This window comes from Nodosilinea nodulosa PCC 7104 (assembly GCF_000309385.1).
GTDB classification, from domain to species: domain Bacteria; phylum Cyanobacteriota; class Cyanobacteriia; order Phormidesmidales; family Phormidesmidaceae; genus Nodosilinea; species Nodosilinea nodulosa.
Genome location: NZ_JH976537.1, coordinates 1 through 15,149, shown reverse-complemented (window position 1 = coordinate 15,149; position 15,149 = coordinate 1). Strand labels below are relative to the sequence as shown.

The 15,149-nt window shown below is 54.4% G+C and carries 10 protein-coding genes and 1 pseudogene; 10 read left to right on the top strand and 1 reads right to left on the bottom strand.

What is annotated here, in order from left to right:
- Nucleotides 1–3: 3 nt before the first annotated feature.
- The 10 genes from LEPTO7104_RS0100055 to LEPTO7104_RS0100010 all read left to right on the top strand — a co-directional run bounded on the left by LEPTO7104_RS0100055 (nucleotide 4) and on the right by LEPTO7104_RS0100010 (nucleotide 14,352).
- The gene (locus tag LEPTO7104_RS0100055; protein WP_017296497.1) at nucleotides 4–1,164 is read left to right on the top strand and encodes a glycosyltransferase family 4 protein; all 1,161 of its coding nucleotides are present in this window, start codon (nucleotides 4–6) and stop codon (nucleotides 1,162–1,164) included.
- Nucleotides 1,165–1,276: 112 nt separating this feature from the next.
- Nucleotides 1,277–1,624 carry an STAS domain-containing protein gene (locus tag LEPTO7104_RS0100050; RefSeq protein WP_017296496.1) on the top strand — a complete coding sequence of 116 codons (348 nt, stop codon included), beginning with the start codon at nucleotides 1,277–1,279 and terminating at the stop codon, nucleotides 1,622–1,624.
- Nucleotides 1,625–1,684: 60 nt separating this feature from the next.
- The gene (wecB, locus tag LEPTO7104_RS0100045; RefSeq protein WP_017296495.1) at nucleotides 1,685–2,836 is read left to right on the top strand and encodes a non-hydrolyzing UDP-N-acetylglucosamine 2-epimerase; all 1,152 of its coding nucleotides are present in this window, start codon (nucleotides 1,685–1,687) and stop codon (nucleotides 2,834–2,836) included.
- Nucleotides 2,837–2,970: 134 nt separating this feature from the next.
- The gene (locus tag LEPTO7104_RS42690) at nucleotides 2,971–5,064 is read left to right on the top strand and encodes a calcium-binding protein (RefSeq protein ID WP_017296494.1); all 2,094 of its coding nucleotides are present in this window, start codon (nucleotides 2,971–2,973) and stop codon (nucleotides 5,062–5,064) included.
- Between the two features lie 149 nt (nucleotides 5,065–5,213).
- On the top strand, nucleotides 5,214–7,388 hold the full coding sequence (locus LEPTO7104_RS32035) for a GumC family protein (RefSeq protein WP_017296493.1): 2,175 nt from the start codon (nucleotides 5,214–5,216) through the stop codon (nucleotides 7,386–7,388).
- A 13-nt stretch (nucleotides 7,389–7,401) separates the two neighbouring features.
- Nucleotides 7,402–8,574, top strand: a complete 1,173-nt coding sequence (locus LEPTO7104_RS0100030; protein ID WP_083886966.1) for a polysaccharide biosynthesis/export family protein — start codon at nucleotides 7,402–7,404, stop codon at nucleotides 8,572–8,574.
- Between the two features lie 58 nt (nucleotides 8,575–8,632).
- Nucleotides 8,633–10,054: an O-antigen ligase family protein gene (locus LEPTO7104_RS0100025; protein WP_026072233.1), complete on the top strand. Its 1,422-nt coding sequence runs from the start codon at nucleotides 8,633–8,635 to the stop codon at nucleotides 10,052–10,054.
- A gap of 35 nt (nucleotides 10,055–10,089) precedes the next feature.
- On the top strand, nucleotides 10,090–11,247 hold the full coding sequence (locus LEPTO7104_RS0100020; RefSeq protein ID WP_026072232.1) for a glycosyltransferase family 4 protein: 1,158 nt from the start codon (nucleotides 10,090–10,092) through the stop codon (nucleotides 11,245–11,247).
- Between the two features lie 53 nt (nucleotides 11,248–11,300).
- Nucleotides 11,301–12,866, top strand: a complete 1,566-nt coding sequence (locus LEPTO7104_RS0100015; protein ID WP_017296489.1) for a hypothetical protein — start codon at nucleotides 11,301–11,303, stop codon at nucleotides 12,864–12,866.
- Nucleotides 12,867–12,936: 70 nt separating this feature from the next.
- Nucleotides 12,937–14,352: an oligosaccharide flippase family protein gene (locus LEPTO7104_RS0100010; protein WP_040695214.1), complete on the top strand. Its 1,416-nt coding sequence runs from the start codon at nucleotides 12,937–12,939 to the stop codon at nucleotides 14,350–14,352.
- Between the two features lie 508 nt (nucleotides 14,353–14,860).
- Here the strand turns inward: LEPTO7104_RS0100010 and LEPTO7104_RS41040 are convergent.
- Nucleotides 14,861–15,149 (bottom strand): annotated as a pseudogene (locus LEPTO7104_RS41040) (IS1634 family transposase); the annotation flags it as partial.

The window sequence follows — 15,149 nt, the reverse complement described above, 5'->3', positions numbered from 1 at the left end:
GGGATGAAAATTGCAGTGATTGGGTCGAAGGGACTTCCACCTAGGCAGGGAGGCATTGAGCACCACTGCGCTGAGATCTATCCGCGCATTGTCGAGCGCGGCCATCAGGTTGTGGTGTTTGGGCGCTCCTCCTACAGCGACCGCTCGTATCGCTGCCGCCGCTACCTGTACCAGGGCGTTAGGGTGGTGAGCCTACCCTCCATTCCCCTGCGCGGGTTTGATGCCCTCTGCAACTCCGCCCTAGCGGCTCTGCTGGCCAGTTTCCAGGGCTTCGATATTATTCATTTTCACGCCCTTGGCCCATCCCTGTTCACCTGGATCCCCCGCCTTATTTCCCCCGGTGCTCGGGTGGTGGTAACCTGCCACGGGCTTGACTGGCAGCGCTCTAAGTGGGGGAAGCTGCCCAGCCGTCTAATTCACCTGGGCGAAAAAGCGGCGGTTCGCTTTGCCCACGCCATTGGCGTGGTTTCCCAAGATCTACAGCGCTATCTGCTCACCACCTATGGTCGCGACTCGGTGTACATCAGCAATGCCCCGGCTAGCTATGTCACCGCCGACACCTCGTCTGAGTTTTATCGCGCCTACGGACTGGAGCCTAAGCGCTACCTGCTTTTTTTGGGGCGCATTGTCCCTGAAAAATGCCCGGATCTGCTGATCAGAGCGTTTCAGCAGCTGCGCCCCGAGGGTTGGAAACTCGTTTTGGTCGGTGGTACCAGCGATACCAGCAGCTACATCCACGGCCTCAAGCAGCTGGTAGCCAACGATCCAGCCATTCAGTTTACCGGTGAGCTCCACGGTGAGCAGCTGGCAGACGCGATGCGGGGTGCAGGCCTGTTTGTGTTGCCCTCTGAGCTAGAGGGGCTGCCGCTGGCGCTGCTGGAAGCCATGTTTGAGGGCGTACCGGCCCTGGCCAGCGACATTCCTGTGCATCGCCAGCTGCTGGAGGATGGACGGGGGCTGCTGTTTCAGGTCGGCAATGTTGACAACTGCGTGTCGGCTCTCAAATGGGCCACTCAGAATCCAGATGTCCTGGCCTATATGGCGACCCAGGCCCAGGCCTATGTGCAAAGCCACCACAGCTGGGAGCAAATCACCACAGATTGGCTTCAGGTCTATGGGCATTTGGTTGGCCAGCCAGCACTGGCGTCAACGCTGAAATCTTGATCGACAGAGATAGGGGGCTACTGCCTGAAAATTGGGAAATTGGGTGCTGTGGAACTGAATTTATGGGAATGGGTTCTGACTGGAATCGTACCTGCGCCAAGGAGCACTGGAGATGGAAACGCTGGATATCAGGCCAAGACAGATTGTTATTCACCTGTGTGGGGCGGTGGACGAGCACAGTGCGCCCCAGATTAGCGCCCAGTTTCAGGCCGCACTCCAGGGCGATGACAATGCTCCCCTGTGGATCGATATGAGCCGGGTGGAGTTTATGGACAGCGCGGGTTTTTCGGCGCTGCTGGCGGCCTACGCCCTGACAAGGCAGCGGGGGCAGCAGATGGTGCTCTATCAGGCCTCGGCTCCGGTGCGGCTAATTTTAGAACTCACCGGCCTGGATCAGTACCTCACGCTGATTCCATCTCCCATACCCCACAATGACTCGCTGCCCATAACGGCTCCATGACTCCGGTGTATTGACCCCAAGTATATTGACTATGATGTTTTGCCTCGAGGGCTATTCCCTATGACCCGAAAATTCAAAGCCTGCATCGTCCTGGGCACTCGCCCTGAGGCGATCAAGCTGGCTCCGGTGATCCAGCGCTTCCGCCAGTCCCCCGACTTTGACACCCAGGTGCTGCTCACGGGCCAGCATCGGGAGATGGTGGATCAGGTGATGGCGCTGTTTGACTTGAGCGCCGACGGGGATCTGGCAATTATGCAGCCGCGCCAAACCCTGACCGACATTACCTGTCGCAGCCTGCAGGGCTTGGAGGCTCTATTTCAGCAGCACCGCCCCGACATTGTGCTGGTGCAGGGAGATACGACGACGGCTTTTGCGGCGGCGCTGGCGGCCTTTTACCAGCAGATCCCGGTGGGCCATGTGGAGGCCGGCCTGCGCACCGACAATATCTACAATCCCTTTCCTGAGGAGGCCAATCGCCGCCTGGTTTCCCAGATTGCCCAGCTGCATTTTGCCCCCACGACTCTGTCGATGCAGCACCTGGAGCAGTCGGGGGTGACCGGCCACAGGTACCAGACCGGCAACACCGTGATTGACGCCCTGCTGGCGGTCGCCGATCGCCAGCCCGAATGCGCCGTGCCGGGGCTAAACTGGGGCGACTATCGGGTGATTTTATCGACGGTGCATCGGCGGGAAAACTGGGGCCAACCCCTGGGGGCGATCGCGGCTGGTTTTCTCAAGGTGCTCGATCAGTTTCCCGATACGGCCCTGCTGCTGCCCCTGCACCGCAACCCTACGGTGCGAGAGCCGCTCCAGGCGGCCCTTGGCGATCATCCCCGCGCCTTTCTGACCGAGCCCCTCGACTACACCCAGCTGGTGGGAGCAATTCAGCGCTGCTACCTGCTGATGACCGACTCCGGCGGTCTCCAGGAGGAGGCTCCCAGCCTGGGCAAGCCGGTGCTGGTGCTGCGAGACAACACCGAGCGCCCCGAGGCGGTGATGGCGGGCACCGCTAAGCTAATCGGCACCGATGCCGATCGCATTTTGGCTGAGGCAACCGCGCTGCTGGCCGACCCCGAGGCATATCGGGCCATGGCCGAGGCGATCAATCCCTTTGGCGACGGCCAGGCGGCCCAGCGAATTCTGGAGATTACGCAGGCCTACCTCCAGCAGACCGTAAAATCTCCTGTCTTGCAGCCCCTGGGCGCTCGATAGCTATGCCGAAGGGTTGGCGATGGCTGGGGTTCGTGGGTTTGGGGCTGGCGATCGCTGGGTTCTACTCCTGCACGGTTGCCCAGCTTCCCCCAACCTCTGCTGAGAGAGAGTTTAGTCCACCTGCAACCACTGCCATGACAACGTCTCCACCCACCTCGCGATCGCCCCTAGACTGGCCCTTTGCCTCAGATTCCATCTGGAATCAGCCGATTGGTTCTGAGGCCCAATACGTGGCGATCGACCTCGCGCCCGCGGCCAATCTTCAGGTCGATGAAGACCATTTCTACGTGCTCTCCGATGGCGACCCCCTGCGGCCGCTGTTTTCCATTGGCAACTGGGAAAACGGCCGCGCCACGGGCACCATCTACCAAAATATTGCGCTGCCCCTGCCCGATGATTTTGCGATCGCCGACTCTAAAACCGGCGATACACCCAACAATTCGGCCGCCTTTCTGCTGCCCGACGGCCGCACGCTGGTGCAGGTCAATGCCCTCACCCGGCTGCCTGCGACCCCCGGCACCGAGGAGTTTGTCTACGGCTGGCGGGCCCCCAATGAAGATATTCTGGGACCGGGCATTGGCGGGGGCCACGCGGGGTCGGGCCTTTCCAGCATCGGTGGCACCCTGCGGACCGGTGAGCTAACGGGGCCAGACCCCATTCACCACGCCCTCAAGATCAATCTCTGGGCCCAGCGCTATTTTAGCTACGAGGTGGGGGCCGGGGGTGGACGGGGCTACCGCTGGCCCGCCGATCGCGCCGACAGCTACGCCTCCCCCGACACCTACGGCGGCTCTAACCCCGCCCTGATGCTGGGCAGCCTGCTGGCCCTGCCGCCCGATCTAACCCCAGAGCAGCTGGGGCTAGAGACCGAAGCGGCCCTCAAGCTGTTTTACGCCTTTCAGGACTACGGGGCCTACATTGCCGATGACACCGCCTTTAATGCCCACGCCTTTGCCCTGGAGGTCGGGGCCAAGGAGGAGTTTGAAGCCTACTATGGCTACTCGTTTGAGGACAGCAGTAGCCCCTTCTACGACGACGTGATGACGTTGTTCTCGGCCCTGGCGGTGGTGGACAACAACGGCCCAGAGTCCATCGGCGGCGGTGGCGTGCCCCGCGCGCCTTTGGCGCCACCGCTGAGCGAGGCAGACCTGGCGATCGCCCCGCCAGTCACAGATCCGACCGCAGCGGGGGCCGCCGACCCAAACTCGCCTGCGGCCGCCGACCCAGACTCGCCTGCGGCCGCCGACCCAAACTCACCTCCGGACACCAATCCGCCCCGCAGCCAGTACCTGACCGCCGACGAAAACAACAGCATTCTCTACGGCGGTCCCCAGGGGGATTTTCTCTACGGAGATGGGGGCAATAACATTCTCCACGGCGGCGAGGGCAACGACTACCTGGATGGCGTTGCCGGCAATAATCAGCTGTTTGGCGACGGGGGCGACGACCTGCTCGCCGCCCGCCTGGGCGGCGAGCAGCTGGAGGGTGGGGAAGGCACCGACACGCTGCTGGTCGCCGCCGATACCGCCATCCAGCTCACCGATACCACCCTCGGCGGCCCGCAGGCTGCCGAACGCTCGCCCCGGCCCGAGCTCGCCACAGCCCTGGGCATTGGCCCTGCAGAAATTGGCCCCAGCCAGCTTTCCGGCAGCACCCTGGCCAGTATTGAGCGGGCCACCCTAGTCGGTGGGAAGGGCGATAACTGGCTGGATGCGGCGGCCTTTAGCGGTGCCGCACACCTGGACGGCGGCGAGGGCAACGACTGGCTGATCGGGGGCACGGGGGCCAACGACCTGCGCGGGGGCACGGGCAGCGATGGTCTAATAGGCGGCCCCGGCGATGACGTCCTGCGGGGCAGCAACGAGCTCCAGCAGGGAGCAATCGACTGGCTGATGGGCGGGGGCGGGAGCGATTTATTTATCCTGGCCCAGGCGGGCGATCAGCACTACCTGGACCGCAATGGCCAGCCCAACTACGCCGTGATCGAGGACTTTGATCCCAGCCAGGATCAGATTCAGCTGATCGACACCGCCGAGTCTTACCGCCTGGTGCCGTCGGTTCTACCGGGCTTGACGGGCATTCTGCCGAGCGATCGCCCGGCGGTGAGCCTCGTCTGGACCCGAGGCTCGGCCTCAGCGCCAGATCTGCTGGCGGTACTGTTTGGTCCCCCCGAACTGCTGGATATCTCGCTCCAGAGTCAGGCCTTTATCTACGACTCTAGCGCCTGAGGTGGAGGGGGTAACCCCTGGCGGCGCAGGCTGGCACAGGAAACGCAGCTCGCCTGGACAGAGCCCGGATCAGGGAAGCGCCGCCATTGTTTTTGCTGCGTGAGGCTGAACTCTAAACGGCACAGCCCTTTGTATACATCGAGGTACCTATGGGACAACCACCCCTACTCCACGTCCTGCTGTCGTCGCTGCGGCGCCACTGGCCCGTCGGCGCGGCCACCCTGGCGTCAACCCTGGGGGCCTCGCTGCTGTATCTGCTGCTGGTGCCGCCGGAATATGCCTCCAGCGTGCGGCTGATGGTCGATCAGAAAAACACCAGCATTTCAGCCCTGGGCCAGGCTCTCTCGGAGCTCAACAGCAATACCCCCATCGGGGTTAACCCCCTGGCCACCCAGGCGGAGTTGATTATGTCGCGGGAGGTGTTGGGGCCAGCCCTGGACTCTGTTAGCCATTCTGACGGCCCTAACCCGGAGGAAGTACCCACCATTGAGGAGCTTCAGCACAACCTCAACGTCAAAATTTTGCCCGCTACCAACATCCTAGAAATTAGCTATCGGCATACCGACCCCGAGTTTTCGGCCCAGCTGCTGAGGGCGATCGCCCAGAGCAGCGTTGAGGAAAATATCACGGCCATTCGCCTGGAAGCGTCGTCGGTGCGCTATTTTCTGGAGACCAAAATTCCCCAGCAGGAGACGCTGCTGGCCCAGGCCGAGGAGGCAGAGCGCCAGTTTCAGGAGCAAAACGGCCTGGTTGACATCGAGGCCCAAACCAAGAATCTGATCGATACCCTCAGCAATCTGCAAAACGAAGAGTTTTCGCTCCAGGCCGACTTGCAGGATAACCAAGAGCAGCAGCGGCTGCTGCAAAACGTCACCGGAGCCGATACGCTAACCCAGGCCTATCAGGCGCTGCAGACCGGGCAGAGCGAAACCCTGCAAGATCTGACCAAGCGCCTGACCGAGGTCGAGGCAGAAATTGCCGCCGCCCGCTCGCGGCTGGGCGATCAGCACCCAGACCTGCTGGCCCTGTACGACCAGCGCGACGATTTACAGGCCCTCTACGCCGAAAATTTGCAGCAGTTGGGGGGCGTGCCTGGGGCACCGGAGGAGGCTAAAAGTCAGGTCAGCCAGGAGCTGCTCAACCAGTACCTGCTGGGGCGGATTCAGCAGTCGGCCCTAGTGGAGAGACTGGGGCTGGTTCAGCAGGAGAAGGATCGCCTGAGCCAGGTGGTGCGAGTGCTGCCCGAAAAGCAGCAAAATCTTGCCGCTCTGGTGCGGCGGCGCACGGACGCAGAAGAAACGCTGCGACGGCTTCAGGACAAGCTGGAAGAAGCCCGAATCGCCGAGGCCCAGCTGGTTAGTAACGTTCGCATTGTGGGGTCGCCGGTGCCCCCCAAAGACCCCGTGAGCCCGAATGCCAAGGTGGTGCTGGTGCTCGGTACGGTGGCGGGGCTGCTGCTGGCGAGTGGCGCGATCGCAGGCCTGGAACTGCTGGATGATACCGTGCACAGTCCGGCGGAGGTGGAAGCGCTGCTGGACCTGCCGGTGTTGGGGCAGCTGCCCCCTCTGCCCGTCGGCCTGCTCAGCCCCTACCACCTGCGCGACTTTCTAGACGAGGACGTCTTTGTGGAACCCTACCGGCGGCTGCTCAACCTGATCAGCCAGCAGTGCAGCCAGCGCCGCCTGGACGGTGCCGGTCGCACCGTGGTATTTACCAGCATGTCGCCGGGGGAGGGCAAATCGGCTACGGCCATCTATCTAGGGGCGATCGCCGCCATGCTGTCGCGGCGATCGGTCATTCTGGATGCCGATCTGCGCCAGCCCTCTCCCACCCGGTTCTTTGGCGCCGCCACCAGGCCCGGCTTTGGCGACCTTGTGACCCAGAGCCACGACCTGGAGACGGCCATACAGCCCACGCTGCTAGAGCACTTGTTTTTGCTGCCCTGTGGCCGGGTCAAGGGCCATCCGGCCACCCTCTCAGAATCGCCTCGCACCGAGGATCTGCTGGAGACCCTGCGCGATCGCTACGCCTGGACCTTTGTCGATACCCCGGTGGTGAGCCTCAGCGCCGATGCCGTCTCCCTCAGTCGGTACGCCGACGGCTTGGTCCTGGTGGTGCGCCCGGGCTACACGCGCCGCCGGGAGCTACAGCAGGCTGTCGCCGATCTGCGCAACAGCGGCACTTCCATTCTGGGCGTCGTTTTCAACCAAACCTATCTGCCCGAGGAACTGTTCTCCGGCTACCCGACCCAGGCTCAAGCCTCTGTCCAGGGCTTCCCCGTAGAGTCGGTTGGCTACGCCAGCCACCTTAGATCTACTCGATAGCGCGACAAACCCTATGCACTACCAATCCAGTCTTAAACGTTTCTTCTCGGGGGGGCCGTGGCCTGCCACCCCCGCTAGAACCAAGGGCCAGGCCGGTATCGACTGCGAGCAACGCACCCCAGGGCGGCGCAGAACTGGGACGGGGGTGCTGCTGGCGATCGCGGCTCTGCCCATTGGCCTCGGCCCAGGCCCGATAGGCATTGCCCCCGCTCTCGCCCAGAGTCAGCCCCAGGCCCTGGCGGCAACCCAGCGCCCCTACGGACTTCTGAAGACGGGCGATCGCATTCAGGTCACCGTCGTAGGCTTTCCCGATCTCTCAGGGGAGCAGCCCATTAGCGCCGATGGCACCCTTCAACTCCCCCTGGTAGGCAGCCTCTACGTAGCCGGGCTGACGCCCCAGCAGGCCGTAGACGTGCTGACGGCGGCCCTCATCCCCTACGTACGCCGCCCGCAGGTGGGGCTAGTGGTCGTCGAGACTCGGCCCCTGCGCATCAGCATCACTGGCGAGGTCTCAAAGCCAGGCATCTATCAGATCAGCCGCGAGGAGCTAGGGGGGGCCTCCTTCCCCACCCTCAGCACCGCCCTCAGCCTGGCCGGGGGCATCACTCCCAATGCCGACCTGCGCCGGATCTTAATTCGGCGATCGCCAGAAAGCGGCCCTAGCGCCCCCCAAGCTGCCGGTGCCCCCAGCGCCGATAAAGCTGAAATCAATATCAACCTCTGGGACGCTATTCAGCAGGGCAGCCTGGCCGACGATCCCATGATTACCGATGGCGACGAGATCGTTGTGGCTCGAGCCGAAGCGCTCTCACCCCAGCAGCAGCAGCTGTTTTTAAGATCCACCGTTGCCCCCACCGAGCTAGCCGTAAGCGTAGCCGGAGAGGTACGCCAACCGGGCCACATTTTAGTCGATCCCTCCGGCGGGGTGAGTGCTGCTGTCGCCGCCGCCGGGGGACCAACCACAGAGGCCAATCTCAACGAGATTCAGCTGCTGCGGATGGATGCCAACGGCCAGATGCTTCGGCAGACCTACCACTTTGGCGAAGACTCAGGTCCGCTCTATCAGGGAGACGTAATTTTAGTTGGCCGCAACACCACTAGCGCCGTCGGCGGTGTCTTCAACTTTCTAGGCACCCTGCTGAATCCGTTTAGCGCTCTGTCCAACATTTTCAACAACAATAATTAGCGCTCTCACCAGCCCAGATCTGGGCTTCGCGTCATCATTCTGCCTGAGTCTACAACCTATGACTGCTTCTGAATCTTCCGGTCCACTCCCCTGGCAACGCTCACTCCTGGTAGGCGTTATTGCTATGGTTGTGGGTCTGGGTGTGGGCTTAGTGGTTAGCGCCTCCCCCCTGATGATTGCCGTAGGCATCGTAGTCTTTGGCTTGGGCCTGAGTCTAGTCACCCGGTTTGAATACACCGTGCTGGCGCTGTTTATTCTGCGCAGCGGCATGGACCTATTTTCAGGCTATCAGCTGCCGGTGGCCTTTGCCCTGGGTATTGATGGCTTAGCGATCGGCTATGTCGTGACATTGCTAATGGCCCGTCGCCGCGTTCACCTCGATGGGTTTTGGGTTTTCTTCGCACTGTGGACCGGGCTACAAGGGGTTTGGGTCGTTCTGATGGCCCTGGGAGCGACTGGCATGGACAGTGCCCTGCTGTCGGTTTCCCTGCGCGAATGGATTCGGCTGTTCTCGTGGGTACTGGGCTATCTGCTGATTTTGCAGTTCAAAGATCGGCTGCCGCCCGAGCGCGTAATGGGACTCTTGTTTTTGGCTCTGGTCATACCGCTGTTCACGGCCTTCCTGCAGTTGCTGCTCCCCCCCCACCTGCTGCCGAGCGTTTTAGTTTTTGATGGCGGCGGCGCATTTGAAGCCAACTCTCGAATCAGCGGTAGCCTGGGCCATTCAAATACTTTCGGCGTCTACGTTTTATTTTTCTTAGGGCTAACTTATTGGAAAGCACTCTACGCCACTCGGCGGATAGGTTGGCTAATGCTGCTGGGATTACTAGCGTTCTTTCTCGTAAGTACAAAGGCATTAGGTGCCATGGCTATGTTCGGCACTTTTATTTTGCTAGTGACGATTCCCCGGCTTACTTTCTCTCGGCTGGTGGGCAGCGGCATATTAGCCACGGTGATTGTAGCGCTGTTTGTTAGTACTGAATTTGGCCGCAGACGGCTTGCTTCCCTCTATGACACCCCTCTCCTAAATCCAAACATTAACTGGTCACGCTCGGTTTTGCTGTCGTGGTACGACGGAAATAGCTTTAACTGGCGCATTGCCCAATGGACTTTTTTACTCGACGCTTGGCAGGATGCACCGCTATTGGGGCACGGACTGAATAGCAGTTCTTATTTAACGGTACTTGAGAACTACGCCCACAACGAGTATGTCCGATCTTTAGCAGAGGGTGGAATCATTGGATTCGGGTTATTTTTGATGTTTTTTGGAGTTCAAGCAATCTGGCTGGGTCGAGTAGCTATCTGTACTCCCCCCAACCATCCTCGCCGCGCATTAGCCCAGATTATGCTGGCGTTCTTAGGAGCACTTATGGTCGGCATGGGCACCGAAAATATTTGGACTCACACAACTCTTTTCTATTATTGGTGGACACTATTTGCTATTTTAAGCTGGGACTGGCTTGATAGTAAAACTACTTAGTTTTGCGGATTTGCCAATCAAATTAGGAGTTAACCATGTCATCATTATCAGTTCAAAAAAAGATAGAAAGAATAGCGGTAACAGGTGATCTAAATTTTTTGAGACAGAAAAGATTTTCGCTTTTATTTGAAGCGTTAGCAGAGCATACTCAAGATGTCCAACTAGTTCCAATTGACAATCTTTATGATTCAAAATGGTTAAAGAAAATAGCTAAAGACGTGATTAGCCATGTACCTTTATCTGTTTCTACATCTGGTCGAGCAAGCGCCATTAGGAAGCAAGCAAGCACCTTCACAAAGCAATCTATTAAATGTGAGAGAAAGGTTCGATCGCTGAAGAAGCCACCAAGCTTCGTGTTTCATTTGTTTGGCATGTATTGTCCTTCTTGGCATTATTCTGACTTTCCATTCTCGATGTATTTAGACTATACTATGGCTCTAGCCCATAGAACTTGGAGCCCATGGGCACCCTTTTCCAAGAAAGAAGATCTTCAAGCATGGCAAGAATGCGAAAAAATAGCATATCGAAAAGCTAGTTGTATTTTTACATTTAGCCAACTAGTAAAGCAGTCGCTTATTGAAGAATACGGAATAAGTCCTCATAAAATATTTCCTATTGGAGCCTCTGGTCAATTCTTGAATCCATACAAGGGGCACAAGAAGTTTGGCAGTCATAAAATTTTGTTTAATGGCTCAGACTTTGAGCGGAAAGGTGGCGATCTAGTAGTCCCTGCCTTTCAGAAAATAAAAGCTTCTGTTCCAGAGGCCGAATTGATTATTGTCGGCCACGAACTTTCTTTAGATAAAATAAATCAAAATGGTATTCATAACATGGGTATGGTTTCCGACCCCTTAGCCATGCAAAGAATCTTCTTAGAAGCTGATATTTTATTAGCCCCGGCTCTCTGTGAACCTTATGGACAAATATTAGTTGAGGCAATGAACTATGGTCTGCCTACCATCATTTCTAACGTGGGGGGAATGCCAGAAATTGTTGATCACGATATTAATGGCTTGATCCTTTCTGAGCACAGTTCAGAGTGTCTGGCAGAAAACGTTATTGCATTAATTCAGAATCAAGAAAGGCTAAACTATTTTTCAGAACAAGGCCGACTCAAGGTAAGAGAAAAATTAAATTGGTACTCTATATCTAGCAATATATGTGAACAAATCGAAGAAGCCTTAGTTAAATAGGTTATTGATAAATTTTGGACTGATTGCCTCAATAAATCTACAGCATTTTAACCATGTACGGACTAGCAAAATTCAATAAAACCAAAAGCTGCTTAATATTGATTTTGGGAATTTTTCTAGTAGCAACTATTTGCTTGGCAAACACGCTAAACATTTGGTTTGACGAAGCTTACACTTTAGACACAACTAGTGGCACTTTGAGAAGAGCATTCTCGCAAGCTATTATCTTTGAAGAACAAGCTCCCTTGTATTTTATCTTTATTTTTTTATGGCAAAAGATTATTGGTGGAATCTTTTTCGCTAGGTTGTTTTCTATATTGTCAATAGGGGCTGCTATTTATCTTAGCGCCGACCTGTCTAAGCGATATTTGCCTGGCGTTAATCCCTTGATATTGCCTCTACTAATAGCTGTTAATCCTTTTTCAATTTGGGCTGCCCTTGAGATTCGTCTCTACGCATTCTCAATATTTTTATCTACTGTCTTGCTGTGGTTATTCTATGACGGCTATCTCCAGGATGAAGATAGATATCTAAAAGCACAGAGATATCGCTGGCTTTTTATCCTAGTAGCCTGTATTAGCCTTTATACGCACTACTTTCTGGGCTCTATTTTAGTTGCTAATGGGCTTATTTTACTGATCTTTAGACAGACTAAAGCTTGGCAAGACTACTTATCTCATGCAGTCTTAATTCTGATTATTTCGCTTCCCATTGTGGGCATGATCATATATCAACTATCTAACCTATCTGACAACATTGCAAGATCAACTGCTAGCGACCAGCCTACAATACTTACATACCTAATTAAAGGCCTCCAGAAATCATTCGGGAGTTTTTTCTTGCATGGGCTGCCAGCTCTAACCCCTCAGACATGGGCCGGGATAAGATTAGCATTATTTGTGGTATTGCTGTGTTCTGTTCTACTCAACTATCGTTTAATTCGGCCTCAAATTTCTTTGATTTGGCTAATGATGATAGCTATGTTAATACAGTTTTCTGTTGTTTTTGCGGTTATAGAAGACTTGCATTATCGACACGCTAGTCCCATGTTTATAGTCAGTCTGATGACAATGATAGGAATGTGTGTCGCAGGTTCTCGTTACCGATGGCCTATGATAAAAGCTTATGTTTTAGTCAATCTAACTCTGAGCTTAATCTGTATTGGTATTCTCTACACTCCTTTAGCAAAACCTGGCGATTATCGGCGAGTTGCTGACTATCTCATGGCCCATGAAAGCAAAAGCCAGCCGATTTTGGTGTATAACCAAGAAGTTAGCATGGCCCTCAGCTACTATTACACAGGGCAAAATATTCTTTTACCCTTACCTAAACCCATAGACTATAGAAGTTTTAACATCAATGACTTTTTGCTAACAAGTCCAGATCAAATCGATGTAGTCCTGAGCAGTGCTCAGCAGAATGCAACTGCTGAGATTTGGCTAGTGGCAGACAACAAAGTCTTAAAAGGCCAAGAGGTTTTTGAGCCTAGTTTTAAAATTTTAAACACCTATATAGGCGATCATTATAAGGTCATAGATCATAAGCTTTTTTATGGTACTAAGCTTTTAAAGCTTACTAAGAAAGATGCCAATATAGATTCAGTCATATATTCCAGATAATTACTTGACTGATTAATTGACTGGTTAAAAAGTTTGACTGTTAAAGATCTCTCATAAAAATATCCAAATAATGCCTAATTCTGAAAATCTTAAATCAAAGGTGCTCACGGGTGGCATTTATTTAACTCTTAGAAATATTTTAGCAGCCTTGCTTTCCCTGGTCAGTGTTCTGGTGATTGCAAGAATATTAGGGCCAAAAAATTACGGTATTGCCACGGTCGCCATTGGTATTTTTTACTTTTTAATTTGGACTTGTCGACTAGGCCTTAACACCTATTTAGTTCGACAACCTAACCTGCCAGAAAGTGGGCCACAGCAGGTCATTTCTTTTTATAATTCCTTTGGTATTTTGCTTTGTGCACTGCTCTGGACATGCGCTCCCGTAATAGGCCATTGGAGCGGACAAGGGGAGGTTACCCAGGCTTTGAGAGTCTTAATCCCAGCAGTTTGGCTAGATATGGTTGGCATGGTTTCTATCGCCATGCTGGAACGAGACCTTCGATTTGCTCAGGTTGGTTTGATCGAGATATTTGCGCAACTAGGTAATTACGCTGTATCCATCATCTTAGTGATCTTTCACTGGAGTTATTGGGGGCCAATACTTGGAACAGCTGTTCAGTATGTTTTACAGCTAGGGTTAGCTAATTACTTTTATCCTATAGGCTGGCGTTGGCGTTGGGATTGGGCATTTCTAAAACCAGCGCTGCACTATGGAATAACCTATTCTAGTTCTGACTGGATTTTACATTTTCGTGCTCTGCGTGTCCCCTTACTAGTTAGCGGTTTATTAGGTGTTGAAGCGGCTGGTCTGATTGGTATAGCAAATCGTTTTGCTGATCAGATGTCTATGCTGCGCTTTATTGTACGTCGCATGTCGATTAGTGTTATGTCCAGATTGGTAGAGGATGCCTCAGCTACTCGCCGAGCTGTTAGTACTGGTATGGCCTATCAGGCGCTCTTAATAGGTCCTCTATGTGCTCTTTTTGCGTGCTTTGGAATCTGGATTATTCCGCTAATGTTTGGCGAAACTTGGCTGCTGAGTGCTCGCATTTTTCCTTTAATTGCTTTGGGCACGCTAATCAGTGCACTGTTTGATCTGCATGCTTCGGTACTTTATACCGTCGGAAATAACCGACAGGTAGCCATAGGCAATTTTTGGTATGTGGGCGTGTTGTGGTTAAGTTGTCTGCTACTGTTGCCTGTAGCGGGACTCTGGGGGTATGGGCTTTCAGAAATATTGGCTTTACCGGCATTTTGGGTTATGCACAAATCCTTTAAGTACTTTTTTGGATCTCCTAGTTATAAAGATGCTGCTTTGCTAGTTTTAGCAGCTATCCCTCCGTTAGTCGCCAGCATTTTCTATTCGCCTCTAGTTTCGACATCCATCTTTGTTGCTAGTTACAGCTTAGTTTTTCTGCTGCACCCCGATCTCCAGAAAATCCCTAAAGGTTTACTAGCATCTTTGAAAAGGAAGGCCGCAGCTTAGCGATCGCTTGAGTAGAGATATCAATGGATAGATTGAATTAAGCGATGCTGTAGAATATGTCTTTGCGATCGCCTAACAACCTTCAAAGCTCATTATGGTAGATTTCATCAGGCAGTGATGCCTTTCTAATAATCAAAGTTAGCTACTTAGACATTTTTGAAATTCTTCTCCTAGCAGTCTTGCCGGTTTCTTGACGATCGCACCCTACAGTCAAGTTGTGCAGGCAATACCTAGCCTTGCAGCAACACCCTGAGCTACATCCCGGATCTTCTGGGTCGAGCAGTGCTGACTTGAAAATCCAGCACATATTGTTGCCTGCCTGACTTTTTTTAAGGAGAAAATCTATACGGCCAAAGCTAAATAGAGTACCGGAGATAACCGCCGTCCCTTAACGGGTGACAAGGGCCATCAACATCATACGGTATAGGGGTTTGAGACAATGGAGGGGCAAAAAAATAGGGAACCCCAATGCGGCTCCCCCTAATCAATACTCCCGGTTCGCTCATTTCTAAGGTGGTTCGTCAGATACGGGCCCCAGCAGGGTGTAAATACTTACCGGGAAGTTGAGAGCCTTTAAGATCTGCTGCTGTAAAGGCGTCAGCTCCGTCAGATGGGCATAGGTCTGCCCTCGTGCATTCACCATGACTAGAGTAATGTCGCGAAAACTGGCCAACAGTAATTCGGCTGTCGGACGTGCCGTCGCCCGCTTGGGATTACCGATATATAGCCCTGAGAGGGTTTCTTGGTGACCAGCTAAGGCTTGACGCATCTGAAACTCCACCAGCGTTAACAGCCGC